11 protein-coding genes are annotated in these 16,635 nt (G+C 58.9%); 5 read left to right on the top strand and 6 right to left on the bottom strand.

Going from position 1 to position 16,635, the window contains the following annotated elements; all coding sequences use genetic code 11:
• Positions 1-57 precede the first annotated feature (57 nt).
• Positions 58-417: a response regulator gene (locus ACYZTX_RS17230; RefSeq protein ID WP_462035083.1), complete on the bottom strand. Its 360-nt coding sequence runs from the start codon at positions 415-417 to the stop codon at positions 58-60.
• A gap of 258 nt (positions 418-675) precedes the next feature.
• On the opposite strand from ACYZTX_RS17230, the gene ACYZTX_RS17225 reads away from it, so the two are divergent.
• The 5 genes from ACYZTX_RS17225 to ACYZTX_RS17205 all read left to right on the top strand — a co-directional run bounded on the left by ACYZTX_RS17225 (position 676) and on the right by ACYZTX_RS17205 (position 7,216).
• Complete coding sequence (locus ACYZTX_RS17225) at positions 676-4,167, top strand: response regulator (RefSeq protein WP_462035082.1); 3,492 nt, start codon at positions 676-678, stop codon at positions 4,165-4,167.
• A gap of 13 nt (positions 4,168-4,180) precedes the next feature.
• Positions 4,181-4,996, top strand: coding sequence for a CheR family methyltransferase (locus tag ACYZTX_RS17220; protein WP_462035081.1), 816 nt, complete (start codon positions 4,181-4,183; stop codon positions 4,994-4,996).
• Positions 4,993-5,586 carry a chemotaxis protein CheB gene (locus tag ACYZTX_RS17215; protein WP_462035080.1) on the top strand — a complete coding sequence of 198 codons (594 nt, stop codon included), beginning with the start codon at positions 4,993-4,995 and terminating at the stop codon, positions 5,584-5,586. The genes ACYZTX_RS17220 and ACYZTX_RS17215 overlap by 4 nt, the downstream gene beginning before the upstream one ends.
• Positions 5,580-6,761, top strand: a complete 1,182-nt coding sequence (locus ACYZTX_RS17210) for a hybrid sensor histidine kinase/response regulator (RefSeq protein WP_462035079.1) — start codon at positions 5,580-5,582, stop codon at positions 6,759-6,761. The genes ACYZTX_RS17215 and ACYZTX_RS17210 overlap by 7 nt, the downstream gene beginning before the upstream one ends.
• 77 nt (positions 6,762-6,838) lie before the next feature.
• Positions 6,839-7,216: a response regulator gene (locus tag ACYZTX_RS17205; protein ID WP_008146959.1), complete on the top strand. Its 378-nt coding sequence runs from the start codon at positions 6,839-6,841 to the stop codon at positions 7,214-7,216.
• Positions 7,217-7,365: 149 nt separating this feature from the next.
• On the opposite strand, the gene ACYZTX_RS17200 is transcribed toward ACYZTX_RS17205, so the two are convergent.
• The 5 genes from ACYZTX_RS17200 to ACYZTX_RS17180 form a co-directional block, all read right to left on the bottom strand.
• Positions 7,366-9,018 (bottom strand): response regulator, encoded by a 1,653-nt coding sequence (locus ACYZTX_RS17200; protein WP_462037061.1) that lies wholly within the window; start codon positions 9,016-9,018, stop codon positions 7,366-7,368.
• 14 nt (positions 9,019-9,032) lie between these two features.
• Positions 9,033-10,535, bottom strand: a complete 1,503-nt coding sequence (locus ACYZTX_RS17195; protein WP_462035078.1) for an ATPase domain-containing protein — start codon at positions 10,533-10,535, stop codon at positions 9,033-9,035.
• A 115-nt stretch (positions 10,536-10,650) separates the two neighbouring features.
• On the bottom strand, positions 10,651-11,706 hold the full coding sequence (locus ACYZTX_RS17190) for a HEAT repeat domain-containing protein (protein ID WP_462035077.1): 1,056 nt from the start codon (positions 11,704-11,706) through the stop codon (positions 10,651-10,653).
• A 320-nt stretch (positions 11,707-12,026) separates the two neighbouring features.
• On the bottom strand, positions 12,027-13,448 hold the full coding sequence (locus ACYZTX_RS17185) for an efflux transporter outer membrane subunit (protein ID WP_462035076.1): 1,422 nt from the start codon (positions 13,446-13,448) through the stop codon (positions 12,027-12,029).
• Entirely contained in the window at positions 13,445-16,627 is a 3,183-nt protein-coding gene (locus ACYZTX_RS17180) for an efflux RND transporter permease subunit (protein ID WP_462035075.1), read from the bottom strand. Before ACYZTX_RS17180 ends, ACYZTX_RS17185 begins: the two co-directional genes overlap by 4 nt.
• Positions 16,628-16,635: the final 8 nt, after the last annotated feature.

Below are 16,635 nucleotides of genomic sequence, written 5' to 3'. Positions count from 1 at the left end.
TTCCTTGGGGCGGGTAGAGGGCTGGGGGGAGAAAACGGGGGAGCGAAGATACCAGGCTCAGGCAAGCATGCCCTTGACCTTGTCCCGCAGCTGATCAATCGAAAACGGTTTACCGATCACTGACATGCCCGCGGGTACATCAATACTTTCGGCATAACCACTGGCGAACAGGATCGGCAGTTCAGGGCGCTGCATCCGCGCCTGAGTGGCCAGTTCACGGCCATCCATCACCGGCAAACCCACATCGGTCATCATCAAATCGATGTCCTGGTCTTCATCGTTGAGAAACTCCAGCGCCTGTTCGCTGCCATCAGCATCAAGCACCTTGAACCCCAGTTCCTCTAGCACATCGACGATCAGCATGCGCACGATGGCATCGTCTTCGACTACCAGGATGATGGATGGGGTGGAGGACATAGTGGTTCCCAAAGGTTGAATGTGCGGTTGCCGGTCGATCGAAATCGCCGGGCTCTTGCTTGAGTAAGTGACGGAACCCGACAAGTTCCCACGCGGCAGAAAAAAGAATAGCCGCACGCGTACCGGCAAGGATAACCGCTCCTTTGCGCTGGAGCAGTGGAATGTAGGATTTTGCTTGAAAAGGTGTCAGAAAATTGGATCAGTGTGCCACTTTTGGGGCAAACTCCCTGGTTTTCAACAGTTCGACAAGGCTCCCCCATGACATCCGCGTCTTCGGTTGATGAGCAACGATTCCGTAAACTCCTGAGCCGCAACGTCAGCCTGCCGTTGGGTGTCGGCGTGCTCAGTGCCGTGTTCTTTGTCTCGCTGATTACTTACTTGCTGTCGGTAATCCAGTGGGTGGAGCACACCGACCGCGTGATCAATAACGCCAATGAAGCGATCAAGCTGACCGTCGATCTGGAAACCGGTATGCGCGGCTTCCTGCTCACTGGCAACGAGCAGTTCCTTGAACCCTACGAGACGGCCAAGCCGCGAATCACTGTCGCCCTCAGGACCTTGCTCGAACTGACCGCGGACAACCCGGTGCAGACCGACCGCCTGCGCCGGCTCCAGGCCTTGCAGGATGAGTGGGCCACTTACGCAACAACGATGATCGATCTGCAACGTGCCAGCGGCGACTACCGCGGTGCGGTCAAGGCCGGGCGCGGCAAGCGGCTGACCGATGAGATTCGCAAGCAATTCGAAGACGTGATCGACATGGAGCAGCAGTTGCGCACCACGCGTAACGAGGAAGTGCGCCGCACCACGATCTGGAGCATCAGCCTTTATCTGTTGTTCATCGTCGGTATCAGCGCCTTGCTGGCCTACATTGGCCGTCGGGATTTGCTCAACCTTTCGCAAAGTTACAGCACCAACCTCGCGGCACACAAGACCAGCGCCCAGCGTCTGGAACAGCAGGCCTGGTTGCGCAACGGCCAGACCGAACTGGCCGAGCAAGTGCTGGGGCAACTGTCACTTAATCTGCTGGGCCGTAACATTCTGCAGTTCTGTGCGCAGTACCTGGGCAGCGCCGTAGCGGCCATGTATGTCCGCGAAGAACATGGCGGTCTCAAACGCATCGCATCCTACGGTTTCTCCCGTGAGCAGGAAGCACTTGAACAGCAGATTTACAGCGATGAAGGCATTGTCGGCCAGGTAGCGAGCCAGGCTCGCTTGATCCGTCTCGATGTCGTACCGAGTGATTACTTCAAGGTCAGCTCCGGCCTGGGCGAAGGTCTGCCGCATAGCGTGCTGGTCGTACCGACCAGTGACGACGATCGGGTCAACGGTGTGATCGAACTGGGCTTCTTGCGCCCGCTGACTGACCGCGATGTCGAATTGCTTGAGCTGATTGCCGGCAACATCGGCACGTCCATCGAGGCCGCTCGCTATCGCCAGCGCTTACAGGAAGTGCTGGCCGAAACCCAGCAGCTCAATGAAGAGCTGCAAGTTCAGCAGGAAGAACTCAAGACCGCCAACGAAGAGCTGGAAGAACAGTCGCGGATTCTCAAGGAGTCCCAGGCGCACCTGGAAACCCAGCAGGTCGAGCTTGAACAAACCAATGAACAGCTCGCCGAGCAGGCCGGGATCCTGGCTGAGCAGCGCGACGCGATGGACCTGAAGAACACCGAACTCAATCAAGCCCAGTCCCAGCTCGAAGAACGCGCCGAAGAGTTGCAGCGCTCGAGCAAGTACAAGTCTGAATTCCTCGCCAACATGTCCCACGAGTTGCGCACGCCGCTGAACAGCTCGTTGATCCTGGCCAAGTTGCTGGCGGAAAACCCTCAGGAAAACCTCAGCGCCGAGCAGGTCAAGTTCGCCGAATCGATCTACTCCGCCGGCAATGATTTGCTCAACTTGATCAACGACATTCTCGACATTTCCAAGGTCGAGGCCGGCAAGCTTGAGATGCGACCGGAGAACACCAGTGTCGCGCGTCTGATGGAGGGCTTGCGCGGCATGTTCCAGCCATTGGCTGTCGACAAGCAGCTGGATTTCCAGGTGGAGGTGCAGGCCGGTGCGCCGATGATGATCTTCACCGACCGCCAGCGCCTGGAGCAGGTCATCAAGAACCTGCTGTCCAACGCGGTGAAATTCACCGAAAAAGGCACCGTCAGCCTGACAGTCGCCGGCCAGCCCGACGACGGTATCGCCTTCATCATTCGCGATTCGGGGATTGGCATTGCCGAGGATCAGCAGGAAAGCATTTTCGAAGCCTTCCGCCAGGCCGATGGCACCACCAATCGCCGATACGGCGGCACCGGCCTGGGCTTGTCGATTTCCCGTGACTTGGCCGCCTTGCTGGGTGGTTCCATCAGTGTCACCAGCGAGCCGGGGCAGGGCAGTATGTTCACGCTGGTTTTGCCGCAGCAATACGTAGAACCGGGCGAAGAGCCTGTCGAGCCGATGAGAGCCACGCCGGTTGCGATGACGCCGAGAGTACCGACCGCCGCGCGGGTGCCGCTGATTGCTGAAGTTGATATCCCGCGTTTCGACGACGATCGCATCAAGGCGCCATTTGCCACGCGGTGCATTCTGGTGGTGGAAGACGAGCCGAACTTTGCGCACATCCTTTACGACCTGGCACATGAGCTGGGTTATCAGTGCCTGGTGGCCCACGGTGCCGACGAAGGTTACGACCTGGCCACAGCGTACATTCCCGACGCCATTCTGCTGGACATGCGCCTGCCGGATCATTCCGGGTTGACCGTGTTGCAACGCCTGAAGGAACACGCTGAAACCCGGCACATTCCGGTGCATGTGATTTCGGTGGAAGACCGGGTCGAAGCCGCGATGCACATGGGCGCCATCGGGTATGCGGTCAAGCCGACCACTCGCGAAGAACTCAAGGACGTGTTTGCCCGCCTTGAAGCCAAGCTGACCCAGAAGGTCAAACGCATCCTGCTGGTCGAAGACGATGATTTGCAGCGCGACAGCATTGCCCGGCTGATCGGCGACGATGATGTCGAGATCACGGCCGTTGGCTTGGCCCAAGATGCCCTGAACCTGCTGCGAACGACGATTTTCGACTGCATGATCATCGACTTGAAGCTGCCGGACATGCTCGGCAACGACCTGCTCAAGCGCATGTCCACCGAAGATATCTGCTCGTTCCCACCGGTGATCGTCTACACCGGCCGCAACCTGACCCGGGACGAAGAGGCCGAACTGCGCAAGTATTCGCGCTCGATCATCATCAAGGGCGCGCGCTCGCCGGAGCGTTTGCTGGATGAGGTGACACTCTTTCTGCACAAAGTCGAATCCAGGTTGTCCCATGAACGCCAGAGGATGCTCAAGACCGCGCGCAGTCGCGACAAGGTTTTCGAGGGTCGCAAGGTGCTGCTGGTGGACGACGATGTACGCAACATCTTCGCCCTCACCAGTGCCCTGGAGCAAAAGGGTGCAGTCGTGGTCATCGGCCGAAACGGCCGTGAAGCGATTGAAAGGCTGAATGAAGTCGAGGACATCGATCTGGTGTTGATGGACGTGATGATGCCGGAGATGGATGGCTACGAAGCCACTATCGAGATCCGCAAGGACCCGCGCTGGCGCAAGCTGCCGATCATTGCGGTGACCGCCAAGGCCATGAAGGACGATCAGGAGCGTTGCTTGCAAGCGGGTTCCAATGATTACCTGGCCAAGCCCATTGACCTGGATCGCCTGTTCTCGCTGATTCGCGTGTGGTTACCGAAGATGGAACGCATTTAGTGGAAAGCTTTTAGTGGAAAAGAATACCGAAATCGAATTGCGCTTGTTGATCGAGGCGATCTACCTCAAATACAGCTATGACTTTCGCGACTACTCCGGCGCTTCGATCAAGCGTCGGGTCAATCACGCGTTGAGCCAGTTCGAATGCGCCACTATTTCGGCGTTGCAGGAAAAGGTCCTGCACGACCCGACGGCGTTCATGCAATTGCTGCAATTGCTGACGATCCCGGTCAGCGAAATGTTTCGTGACCCTTCGCATTTCCTGGCGATCCGTCAGGAAGTGGTGCCACTGCTCAAGACTTACCCCTCGATCAAGATCTGGATCGCCGGTTGCAGCACGGGTGAAGAAGTCTATTCGATGGCCATTCTGCTGCGCGAAGAAGGCTTGCTCGATCGCACCATCATCTACGCCACCGACATCAATCCACGCTCGCTGGATAAAGCCAAGCAAGGGATTTTCTCCATGGAGAATGTCCGCGCCTACACTCATAACTACCAGCAGGCAGGTGGCCAGTGTTCGTTCGCCGACTACTACACGGCGGCCTACGGTTACGCCATTTTCGACAAGACGCTGTGTGAGAACGTGACCTTCGCCGATCACAGCCTGGCGACCGACAGTGTCTTTTCAGAAACTCAATTAATTTCGTGTCGTAATGTTTTGATTTACTTCAATAAAAAACTTCAGGATCGTGCGTTCGGTTTGTTCCATGAGTCCCTTTGCCATCGTGGTTTCCTGGTGCTGGGCAGCAAGGAAACACCGGATTTTTCTGCCTACGGGAACCACTTCGAGCCGTTGGTCAAACAAGAACGGATTTACCGCAAATCATGAACAGTGCAGCGGATTTGCCTTCTGTAGAGGCTATTGTGATCGGCGCCTCGGCCGGCGGTGTAGAGGCGCTGCTGAGTATCCTCAGTCCTCTGCGCGAGGGCTTTGTGCTGCCGATCATTGTGGTGCTGCACCTCCCTGACGCGCGTCGCAGCCATCTGGCCGAGGTGTTTGCCCGGCGAGTATCCATGCCCGTACTGGAAGCCCGCGACAAGACGCTGGTCGAAGCAGGAACGCTGTATTTCGCGACACCGGGCTATCACTTGTCGGTGGAGCAGGACCGCACCTTTTCCCTGAGTCTGGAAGACCGCGTGCATTATTCGCGGCCCGCCATCGATTACCTGTTCGAGTCGGCCGCCGATGCCTACGGTGCAGCCCTGGCCGCGGTGCTGTTGACCGGCTCCAACCGCGATGGCGCCAGCGGTCTGGCCCAGGTCAAATACCGTGGCGGCATGACCATCGTCCAGGACCCGGACGAAGCCCAGGTTGCAACCATGCCCCAGGCTGCGCTTGATCTACACCGGCCAGACCACATCCTCCCTATACGCGGCATCGGCCGTCTGCTTGTCGAGCTGGAACGAATCGCATGCTAAGTACTATCCAAGCCAAACTGCTGATCGTCGACGATCTGCCGGAGAACCTGTTGGCGCTCGAAGCGCTGATCAGGCGCGAAGACCGTATTGTCTACAAAGCCTTGTCCGCCGACGAAGCCTTGTCGCTGTTGCTGCAACACGAGTTCGCCATGGCCATTCTCGACGTGCAGATGCCCGGGATGAACGGCTTCGAGCTGGCCGAGCTGATGCGTGGCACGGAAAAGACCAAGAACATCCCGATCGTGTTCGTCAGTGCGGCCGGTCGTGAGCTGAACTACGCGTTCAAGGGCTACGAAAGCGGCGCAGTGGATTTCCTCTACAAACCGCTGGATATTCACGCGGTCAAGAGCAAGGTCAACGTGTTCGTCGAACTGTTTCGCCAAAGCAAGGCGATGAAACAGCAGGTCGAAGAGCTGGAGCAGAGTCGCCGTGAGCAGGAAGCGCTACTGAAGCAGTTACAGAGTACCCAGCAGGAACTGGAGCAAGCGGTGCGCATGCGCGATGACTTCATGTCCATTGTCGCCCACGAAGTCCGCACACCGCTCAACGGCCTGATCCTCGAAACCCAGTTGCGCAAGATGCACCTGGCCCGGGATAACGCCGCGGCGTTCGCGCTGGACAAAATGCACGCGATGGTCGATCGCGACGAGCGGCAGATCAAAAGCCTGATCCGCCTGATCGAAGACATGCTCGATGTGTCGCGAATTCGCACCGGCAAGTTGTCAATCCGCCCGACGCGCTTCGATCTGTCGGTGCTGGTTCGCGATTTGTTGCAGAACTTCGCACCGCAGATCGATGCTGCCGAGTCCTCGGTAACGCTCGACGCCGAGCAACCAGTTGTGGGCAACTGGGACGAATTTCGCATTGAACAGGTGATCTCCAATCTGCTGACCAATGCTTTGCGCTACGGCGCCAAGAGTCCGATCACCGTTAAGGTGTACAGTGAGAGCGGTCAGGCTCGGGTGGAAGTACGCGATCTTGGGATCGGCATCGGTGAAGAGAACCAGAAGCGTATTTTCCAGCAGTTCGAACGAGTCACGGCCAAACACGCTGTCGCGGGGTTGGGCCTGGGCTTGTTTATTTCCGAGCAAATTGTGGCCGCCCATGGCGGTTCCATAACCGTCGAAAGCCGGATTGGCGAAGGCGCCCTGTTTCGCGTTTGTCTGCCGCTGTAGGAAAACAGCCAGATAAACGCAACCTCTGTTCGACCCCACGGTCGTATCAGCAGCTATTGACCGAACAAAGGCTTCTTATGAGTGAAGATGCACAAGACGTCGTACTGATCGTCGAAGATGACCCCTCGATATTGATGGTGCTGTCGGCCTATCTGTCGGGTGAGGGCTACCGGGTATTGCAGGCCGAAAACGGCGAGCAGGCCTTCGAAATTCTGTCGAGCAAACCCCACCTGGACATGATGATCACCGACTTCCGCCTGCCGGGCGGAATTTCTGGCGTCCAGATTGCTGAACCTGCCGTGAAGCTGCGACCGGAACTCAAGGTGATCTTTATCAGCGGTTATCCGCAGGAGATCCGCGAGACGGACAGCCCGATCACCCGTAAGGCGCCGATTTTGGCCAAGCCGTTCGATCTGGATGTACTGCAAGAGCTTATGCAGGAAATGCTCTCCTGAAAGCTGCACGTTCTGAGTAGCAGCTGCCGCAGGCTGCGTTCAAGCCGGGGTCGCGCTCGACCGAAGTCCTCGCCTGGGATTTGCGCCACTCGGTTCAGCGGCCGCTGCGCGCCCGAACGCAGCCTTCGGCAGCTGCTACAAGGGTGGCGTCAAATCCGGATCATCTCCCGCACCTTCGCCGTCAACAGGTCGAAGGTGAACGGCTTGGTGATCATCTGCATGCCAGGGTCAAGGAACCCGCCGCGCACCGCCGCGTGCTCGGCATACCCGGTGATGAACAACACCTTGAGCTCGGGCCGGTACTGCCGGCCGATTTCCGCCAGTTGCCGGCCATTCATGCCGGGTAACCCGACGTCGCTGATCAACAGATCGATACGCTGCGCGGAATCGAGAATGGGCACCGCGCTGTCGGCATCACCTGCCTCGACGAAGGCATAACCCAGCTCACTCAATACCGTGCTGACCAACACCCGCACTGCCGGATCATCCTCGACGATCAGCACCGTTTCGCCGTTCTGTGCGAAGGGGGCGTTCTGGACGTCTACCGGGCTTTCTTGAGGAACGTCACCGCCGAAGCGTGGCAGAAACAGACTCACCGTGGTGCCTTCGCCCACTTTGCTGTGAATGGCGACATGGCCGCGTGATTGTTTGCTGAAACCATAAATCATCGACAGTCCAAGGCCTGTGCCCTGACCGATCGGCTTGGTGGTAAAAAACGGGTCAAAGGCTCGGTTGATGGTGCTTTGCGGCATGCCGCATCCGGTGTCCGTGACGCTCAGCTCTACGTAATCACCCGGTTGAAGGTTGCTCTGGGCTTCGGTGTAGCCAATGTCCAGATGTTGATTGCTGGTTTTCACCACCAGTTTGCCGCCGTCCGGCATCGCATCCCGAGCATTGATCACCAGATTGAGCAGGGCGCTTTCCAGTTGATTGGGATCGGCCTCGGCCACCCAGAGTTGCGCGTTCAGTTGCATGTCCAGCTGTATGCTTTCGTTGATGCTGCGTTGCAACAGTTCGCCCATGGAAACCACCAGGGCGTTCATCTCCACGGGTTTGGAATCCAGCGACTGACGCCGGGAAAACGCCAGCAGACGGTGGGTCAGGCCCGCCGCGCGGTTGGCTGAGGTCACTCCCAGGTCGATAAGACTGTCCAGGTCTTCGATGCGCCCACGCGCCAGACGCCGGCGCAGCAGCTCAAGGCTGCCGATGATGCCGGTCAGCATGTTGTTGAAGTCGTGGGCAATACCGCCGGTGAGCTGGCCGACCGCTTCCATCTTCTGGGATTGGCGCAGGGCTTCTTCATTGTGTCGCAGCTGGGCGGTGCGTTCCTCGACCTGCAGTTCTAGCGTTTCGAGGGTGTTTTGCAGTCGCAGCTCGCTTTGACTCAAATCGATCAACCGGTCCCTGGCTTCGTACTGTCGTCGACGTCCGCGCAACGCGGTAGTCACCAGGCTGATTAACGTAACCGGGTGAAAAGGGCGCTCAAGGAAGGTCACGTTCCCCAACTGTGGGCCGTAGCACGCCGCCGGGTTTTGTTCCGGGCCGCCATGGTAGGTCATCACCACAATTGGAAGGTCGGACCAGGCAGGCTGTTGCTCGATCAGACCGAACAGCGGTTCAAGGTCACCGCCCAACAAGGCCTCGGAAGAGATCAGCAGCAATCCTGCCCCTTGCTCCAATTCGCCGCACAACGCCACCAAGTCTCGAGTAATCACCCCGTCGTAACCCGCTTCGTTGAGCATCATCAACGCAATCTGGCTGTCGCGACCCAGCGGCGCGAGAATGATCGCGCGCTCGGACATCGCTTCCTGGGCAATCACGGGCTGCCTTCCTCAAGCAGGGGTTTGCTGGCACCCAGATAAGTAGGAACGCCGCGCAATACGCCCTGAAATGCATCCAGTGGTTCGCCAATGGTCATGCCCTGAGCGCTGATGCGGTATTCACGAATGGTTGACTCATGGCTGCCCGTGCGTTTCTTGATGATCGAGATCGCCCGGCGAACCTTGCCCAGTGCTTCGAAGTAGCGCAACAGGATGACCGTATCGGCCAGATAGGTGATGTCGACGGGGGCCTGCATGTCGCCTACCAGTCCATGCTGGGCGACAGTCATGAAGGTCGCGGCACCCTGGCGATTGAGGTACAGCAGCAGCTCGTGCATGTGCAGCACCAGCGCGTTTTCTTCGGGCATCGCCGCCTGATAGCCGTTGATGCTGTCGATCACCACGGTTTTGATATTGCCCTCATCGACGCAGCGACGAACCCGGTAGGAAAACTCTCCGGGAGACAACTCGGCCGCGTCTACTTGCTCGATCTGCAGATTGCCGGTGTCTTGCAGCGCCTTGAGGTCGATGCCGATGTTCTTCATGCGCTCGAACAGTAACCCGAGCTCCTCATCGAAAATGAACAGCGCGGCTTTTTCGCCCCGAGCCACGGCGGCAGCGGCGAAGATCATCGAGATCAGCGATTTGCCGGTACCGGCCGGGCCAATAATCAGTGTACTGGACCCGGTCTCGATACCGCCGCCGAGCAGGGCGTCCATTGCCACGATGCCACTGGACAATTGCTGGCGGACATAGCGGCCGCGATGTTCGGCGGCCACCAGGCGCGGAAATACATGCACGCCGTCACCCATGATGGTGAAGTCGTGGTAACCGCCGCGGTATTTCTGACCGCGGTATTTCACCACGCGAACCCGTCGACGCTCGGCGCCATAGTTGGGGGTCAGTTCCTCAAGGCGAATGACGCCGTGGGCCACACTGTGTACGGTTTTATCGAGGGATTCGGTGGTCAGGTCGTCCAGCAACACCACCGTGGCGTCATAGCGCACGAAGTAATGTTTGATCGCGAGGATCTGGCGACGGTAGCGCAGCGAGCTTTGGGCCAGCAGACGGATCTCGGAAAGACTGTCGAGCACCACGCGGGTTGGCTTGAGCCGTTCGACCACTTCGAAAATCTGTTTGGTGGCTTCGCCCAGTTCAAGGTCCGAGGAATACAACAAGCTCTGCTGATGCTCGGCATTGAGTACGCTTTCCGGGGGCGTCAACTCGAAGATGTGGATGTTCTCATCCAGCTCCCAGCCGTGCGATAACGCACCTTGTCGCAACTCGCGCTCGGTTTCCGACAAGGTGATGTACAACGAGCGTTCGCCGGCACGAGCGCCGGCCAACAGGAAATGCAAAGCGACGGTGGTTTTGCCGGTTCCGGGTTCACCCTCCAGTAAAAACACATGGCCACGCGACAATCCACCGGTCAGGATGTCATCCAGACCTTCGATGCCGGTCGCGGCTTTTGCACTGAGCAACTCGTTAGATGTAGACAAAAAATGCCCTCTCATGACTAGGGAAAACGAGGCAGCAGGCCGTAAGTGCCTGAATGGACTGCCTGTTCTCTTGACCCTTGGTCGAGACGACGAGTTCAACGAATTTTTTGCTGGGTTAAAGCCCTTGCTGCAGGGCCGGGTCGTCGGGGTTGAGTTGTTCAAGTTGCGCCAACAGAATCTGCACGTTTTGCAGTTGGCCGCTCTCTTTCCAGTAGTTGATCAACAATACCCGGGCCTTGCGGTCGGCCGGGTGGCGCTGGACGATCTCCTGCAACTGTTTTTGCGCCGCTTCCAGCTCTTGTTCATCGTGAAGCGTGGTGGCCAGGTCGTAACGGTATTCCTTGTTATCCGGCTCCAGCTCCACGGCTTTGGAAAGGCCGAGCAGGGCGAATTCACTTTGCCCGTGATGCAGCAGCCAGAGCCCCAGGGCATGTTGCAGATAAGCCGATTGGGGTTGAGCCTTCAGCTGCTTGGCCAACAGCTGCCGGGCGGCATCGTTTTGGCCCTGTCGATCCAGCACTTCGATTTGCATCACCAGCGCCGGGAGGTTGCCGGGCGCAAGGCGCAAGGTGTTCTCCAGTGCCAGCTGCGCTTCTTTCAATTCGGCATTGTGCAGATGCAGCCGAGCCAATTGATAGTGGTTGTCGGCGCTCTCCGGCTGACGCTTCAGGTCCTCTTCCCAAGCATCGATGGCCTGCTCCAGCGGCCCGAAATACAACCCGAGATCGTCCGGTGAAAGCCCCAACAAAGCGTTGACGGCGGCATAGCGGACGCGCTGTTCGCTGTCATCGAGTAACGGGCCCAGCAGCAGACTGCGCTGGCCGCTGGGCACCAGGCCGCTGATGCTTTTGATTGCCGCAATGCGCACCTCTGGTGATTCATGCTGCAAGTCCGCATCCGCCAGTTTCAGGGCCACGGAGCTGGGGTAGTTCGGCAGTTCGGCATGCAACCAGATGCGGCGTTTGACCGATATATCGGGGCGGCCCAATTGCTGGTAGAGCACCCGCGCGGCACCCGGTTGCCCTGCGCGTGCCTGGTTCAGCGCTTCGCTGTAGCCACGCTTGATCGCCTCCGGCACTGCGGGGGTGGTGCTGCGCAGGAAAAACCAGGCAAGTCCGATGGCAAACAGGACACAGAGGCTGATGAGCAGGTAGCGACGGGACTGGGGCATGCAGGAATCCAGGAGCTGGCAAGCTGTTGCAAGGTTGCCAGCTTCGGTCAGGCAGGGCTGTGAGTCAAACCCAGTGTCGGGGGCGGGCGGCTGTCCAGGATAACAAGTAGGCACACTAACCCCTGTGGGAGCGGGCTTGCTCGCGAAGACGGCTGCACATTCAACATTAATGTCGGCTGACAGATCGCATTCGCGGGCAAGCCCGCTCCCACAGGGTCAGCGTTGCATTCGGAACAAGCAAAAAAAAGCCCCGCGACCGAATGAGGCGCAGGGCAAAGAAATTGGTTGGTTGCGGCCAACCAAAGGAGCTCGTTAAAACATTACTTGCTGGCGAGCGTCTCTGGTTGCCAGCCACCGCCGAGGGCTTTGTAAATCGCGACAATGCCGCGGTACAGATCGACCTCGGCCTGGGCCTGGGTATCTTCAGCCGCCAGACGCTCACGCTGGGCGTCGAGCAGGACGAGGAAGTCTGCCGTGCCTTCGCGGTAGCGAATGTCGGCCAGGTTGGCCGCAGCGCGACTGGATTCGCTCTGACGAATCAGCGAGATCAGGCGTTGTTGACGTTTGCCGTAGTCGCTAAAGGCGTTTTCCGACTCTTCCAACGCCAACAATACTTGCTGCTCGTAGGTCGCCAGGGCGCCTTCGGCATCAGCATCGGCGCCACGTAAACGGGCGCGCACGCTGCCAAGGTCGAACGCAGCCCAGGTAATACTTGGGCCCAGCGCCCAGGCGTTGGCCGCCGAGGAGCCGATTTGCGAACCGCGCCCGGCAGTGAAGCCAAGGAAACCGCTGAGGCTGACCCGTGGGAACAAATCAGCCTTGGCCACGCCGATACGGGCCGTGGCGGAAGCCAGTTTGCGCTCGGCGCTGAGAATGTCCGGGCGACGTTGCAGCAGTTGACCCGGATCACCGATCGGCAGGGCCTTGGCGATCGCCGGCAAATCTTTTGGACTCAGGTCGACGGTCAGCTTGTCCGGACGTTCACCCAACAGGGTGGCGATTCGGTTTTTCTGCCGAACCTGCTCGGCCTGCAATTGCGGCACGCTGGCTTCGACGGACGCCAGGCGTGCATCGGCGCGGACCACATCGAGCTGATCGCCGACGCCGGCATCACGCAGGCTGACGGTGATCTTGCTCGATTCCTGTTGATTGTTCAGGTTGGCCAAAGCGATCTTTTCACGCAGTTGCGCACCGCGCAGTTGACCGTAGGCGTCCACCAGTTCGGCAATCATGGAAACTTGCAGTTGGTACAGATCGGCTTCGAGCGCCTGCTGTTCGGCGTCGGCGGATTCCAGGTTGCGCTGGATACGGCCAAACAGGTCGATCTCCCACGCCATGTCCAGGCCCAGGTCGTAGCGTTCGCTGCTAACCCGTTTCGTGGTCTGGCCCGGGATCTGACCCTTGGCCAGGTCACTGCTGGCCCGGCTGGTGATGGTCGGCATGGCGTCATTGCTGACGTCGTCGCGAATCGCCCGCGCCGCTTTCCAGCGGGCGAAGGCCACGCGCAAATCACGGTTGCCTTGCAGCGAGTGAGTCACCAACTGGTTGAGCGTCGGGTCTTCGAACTGCTGCCACCAGATGCCTTCGAAACGCGAGCGGTCGAAGTTCTTCTGACCGGCGCTGCCATCGGTGGCGGTCGTGATGTTGGCCGGCTCAGTGGCTGGAGTCTTGTAGTCCGGGCCGACGGCACAGGCACTCAGGGCCAGTACCAGAAGGCTCGGCAGGAAGGCTTTCAGGCTCATTGTTGCGCCTCCGGTTTCAGGGCCTTGGCCGCTTTGCGCGCTTCACCGCGCTCCACAAAGTTACGAATCAATACGTAGAACACTGGCGTCAGCAACAGACCGAAGAAGGTCACCCCGAGCATCCCGGAGAACACCGCCACACCCATGGCATGACGCATTTCGGCACCGGCACCGCTGGAAAAGACCAGAGGCACAACACCCATGATGAACGCGAAGGAGGTCATCAGGATCGGACGCAGCCGCAGCCGGCATGCTTCGAGCACCGCGGCGAGCGGGCTGAGGCCTTCGTCCTGCTGTTTATCCTTGGCAAACTCGACAATCAGAATCGCGTTCTTACAGGCAAGCCCCACCAGTACGATCAAGCCGATCTGGGTGAAGATGTTGTTGTCGCCCCCCGAGGCAATCACACCGGTGATGGCCGACAGCAGGGTCATCGGTACGATCAGGATCACCGCCAGTGGCAGGCTCCAGCTTTCGTACTGTGCCGCGAGCACCAGGAACGCCAGCAGTACGCAGAGCGGGAACACGAACAGCGCGGTGTTGCCGGACAAAATCTGCTGGTAGGTCAGGTCGGTCCACTCGTAGGTCATGCCGTTCGGAAGTTCTTCCTTGAGCAATTTCTCGATGGCTTTTTCGGCCTGGCCGGAGCTGTAGCCGGGGGCGGCTGCGCCGTTGATTTCAGCGGTGATGAAACCGTTGTAGTGCATCACGCGGTCCGGGCCCGAGGTGTCGCTGACCTTGATGAAGGTCGCCAGCGGGATCATCTCGCCTTTGTTGTTACGCACTTTCAGCTGACCGATCTGGTCCGGTTCGAGACGGAACTGCTGTTCCGCCTGAACGTTGACCTGATAGGTACGACCGAAGCGGTTGAAGTCGTTGGCATACAGCGAACCCAGGTAGATCTGCAGGGTGTCGAAGATGTCGCTGACGGCCACGCCATGGGTTTTGGCTTTTTCCCGGTCGATAGCCGCATCGACCTGTGGCACGTTCACGGTGTAGCTGGTGAACAGGGCGGCCAGTTCCGGCACGTTGTGGCTTTTGTTGATGATGTTCATGGTTTCTTTGTACAGCTCGTCATAGCCCAGGTTGCCCCGGTCTTCGATCTGCAGGCGGAAACCACCGATGGTGCCCAGGCCTTGTACGGGCGGCGGCGGGAAGATCGCCATGTAGGCTTCCTGAATCCCGGCGAACTGGCCGTTCAATGCACCGGCAATCGCACCGGCGGACATGCTCGGGTCTTTGCGCTCGTCGAACGGTTTCAGGGTCACAAACACGATGCCGGCGTTGGGACTGTTGGTGAAACCGTTGATCGACAGGCCAGGGAAGGCCACCGCACTTTCCACGCCAGGCTGTTTCAGGGCCAGGTCGGACATGCGTTTGATCACGTCTTCGGTACGGTCCAGGCTCGAGGCATCCGGCAGTTGAGCGAAGGCCACCAGGTATTGCTTGTCCTGGCCGGGTACGAAACCGGTCGGGGTGTTGGCGAAACCGAAGAAGGTCAACACCATCAGGCCTGCGTACACCAGCAGGGCGATACCGCTGCTGCGGATAACCCGGCCCACGGTGCCGACATAGCCGTGGCTGGCCTTGTCAAAGAAGCGGTTGAACGGGCGGAACAGCCAGCCACCAAAGATCTTGTCGAGGACCTTGGAGAAACGGTCCTTCGGCGCGTCATGGCTTTTGAGCAACACAGCCGCCAGGGCAGGCGACAGGGTCAGCGAGTTGAACGCCGAGATCACAGTCGAGATCGCAATGGTCAGGGCGAATTGCTTGTAGAACTGCCCAGTCAAACCGGAGATGAAGGCCGCCGGGATAAACACCGCACACAGCACCAGCGCCGTCGCGATGATCGGGCCGGTCACTTCACGCATGGCTCGTTTGGTGGCTTCGACCGGTGTGAGCCCCAATCCGATATTTCGCTCGACGTTTTCCACCACCACGATGGCGTCGTCCACCACGATACCGATGGCCAACACCAGGCCGAACAGTGACAGGGCATTCAGCGAGAAGCCGAACAGGTGCATTACGGCAAACGTACCGATCAACGAAACCGGCACCGCCACCAACGGAATGATTGAGGCGCGCCAGGTTTGCAGGAACAGGATCACCACCAGAACTACGAGAATCAGTGCTTCGAAGAGGGTGTGAACCACCGCTTCGATGGAGCCGCGCACGAAGATCGTCGGGTCATAGACGATGCTGAAGTCCATACCTTCCGGGAAGTTCTTCTTCAGCTCGGCCATCTTGCCGCGCACTTCGTTGGAGATTTCGATCGCATTGGAGCCAGGGCGCTGGAAGATCGGGATCGCCACGGCCGGTTGGTTATTCAGCAGCGAGCGCAGGGCGTACTGGCTGGAACCCAATTCAATCCGAGCGATGTCTTTCAGGCGCGTGATTTCACCGTTGTCGCCGGAGCGAATGATGATGTTCTCGAACTCTTCTTCAGAAACCAGACGGCCTTGGGTGTTGACCGACAGCTGGAACGCGGTGGCATTCGGTGCAGGCGGTGCACCCAACGCACCGGCAGCCACCTGACGGTTCTGTTCACGGATGGCGGTTACGACGTCGGTGGCGGTCAGGTTACGCGAAGCGGTCTTGTTCGGATCGAGCCAGACCCGCAGCGAGTAATCGCCCATACCGAACAACTGCACGTCACCGACACCGCCCAAACGCGCTAGCTCATCTTTGATGTTGAGCAAGGCGTAGTTGGACAGGTAGAGCATGTCGTAGCGTTTGTCCGGCGAGGTCAAGTGCACAACCATCGTCAGGTCGGGCGAAGCCTTGTCCACGGTGATACCGATGCGCGTCACTTCTTCTGGAAGCTTCGGCTCGGTCCGGGTCACACGGTTCTGCACCTGCACCTGTGCGTTGTCCAGGTCAGTACCCAGCGCAAAGGTGATGGTCAGGGTGATTTTGCCGTCCGCGGTGGACTGCGAGGACATGTACAGCATGTTCTCGACGCCGGTGATGGCTTGCTCCAGCGGAGCTGCCACGGTTTCACCGATGACTTTTGGGTTGGCGCCCGGGAAGTTGGCGCGGACCACTACGGTCGGCGGAACCACTTCCGGGTATTCGCTGATCGGCAACTGGAACAGCGAGATAGCGCCGGCGATCAGGATCAGCAGCGAAAGCACCGCTGCAAAGATCGGCCGTGAAATGAAGAATTGGGAAAAATTCATCGGAGTTG

Source organism: Pseudomonas sp. MDT1-17 (genome assembly GCF_054898105.1).
This window is presented reverse-complemented; position numbering and strand designations above follow the sequence as displayed.

Coding starts and splice junctions, on each gene's coding strand:
- ACYZTX_RS17210 (WP_462035079.1), top strand. CDS start 5,580: ATGCTAAGTACTATCCAAGCCAAACTGCTGATCGTCGACGATCTGCCG.
- ACYZTX_RS17185 (WP_462035076.1), bottom strand. CDS start 13,448: ATGAGCCTGAAAGCCTTCCTGCCGAGCCTTCTGGTACTGGCCCTGAGT.
- ACYZTX_RS17180 (WP_462035075.1), bottom strand. CDS start 16,627: ATGAATTTTTCCCAATTCTTCATTTCACGGCCGATCTTTGCAGCGGTG.
- ACYZTX_RS17230 (WP_462035083.1), bottom strand. CDS start 417: ATGTCCTCCACCCCATCCATCATCCTGGTAGTCGAAGACGATGCCATC.
- ACYZTX_RS17225 (WP_462035082.1), top strand. CDS start 676: ATGACATCCGCGTCTTCGGTTGATGAGCAACGATTCCGTAAACTCCTG.
- ACYZTX_RS17215 (WP_462035080.1), top strand. CDS start 4,993: ATGAACAGTGCAGCGGATTTGCCTTCTGTAGAGGCTATTGTGATCGGC.
- ACYZTX_RS17190 (WP_462035077.1), bottom strand. CDS start 11,706: ATGCCCCAGTCCCGTCGCTACCTGCTCATCAGCCTCTGTGTCCTGTTT.
- ACYZTX_RS17205 (WP_008146959.1), top strand. CDS start 6,839: ATGAGTGAAGATGCACAAGACGTCGTACTGATCGTCGAAGATGACCCC.
- ACYZTX_RS17200 (WP_462037061.1), bottom strand. CDS start 9,018: ATGTCCGAGCGCGCGATCATTCTCGCGCCGCTGGGTCGCGACAGCCAG.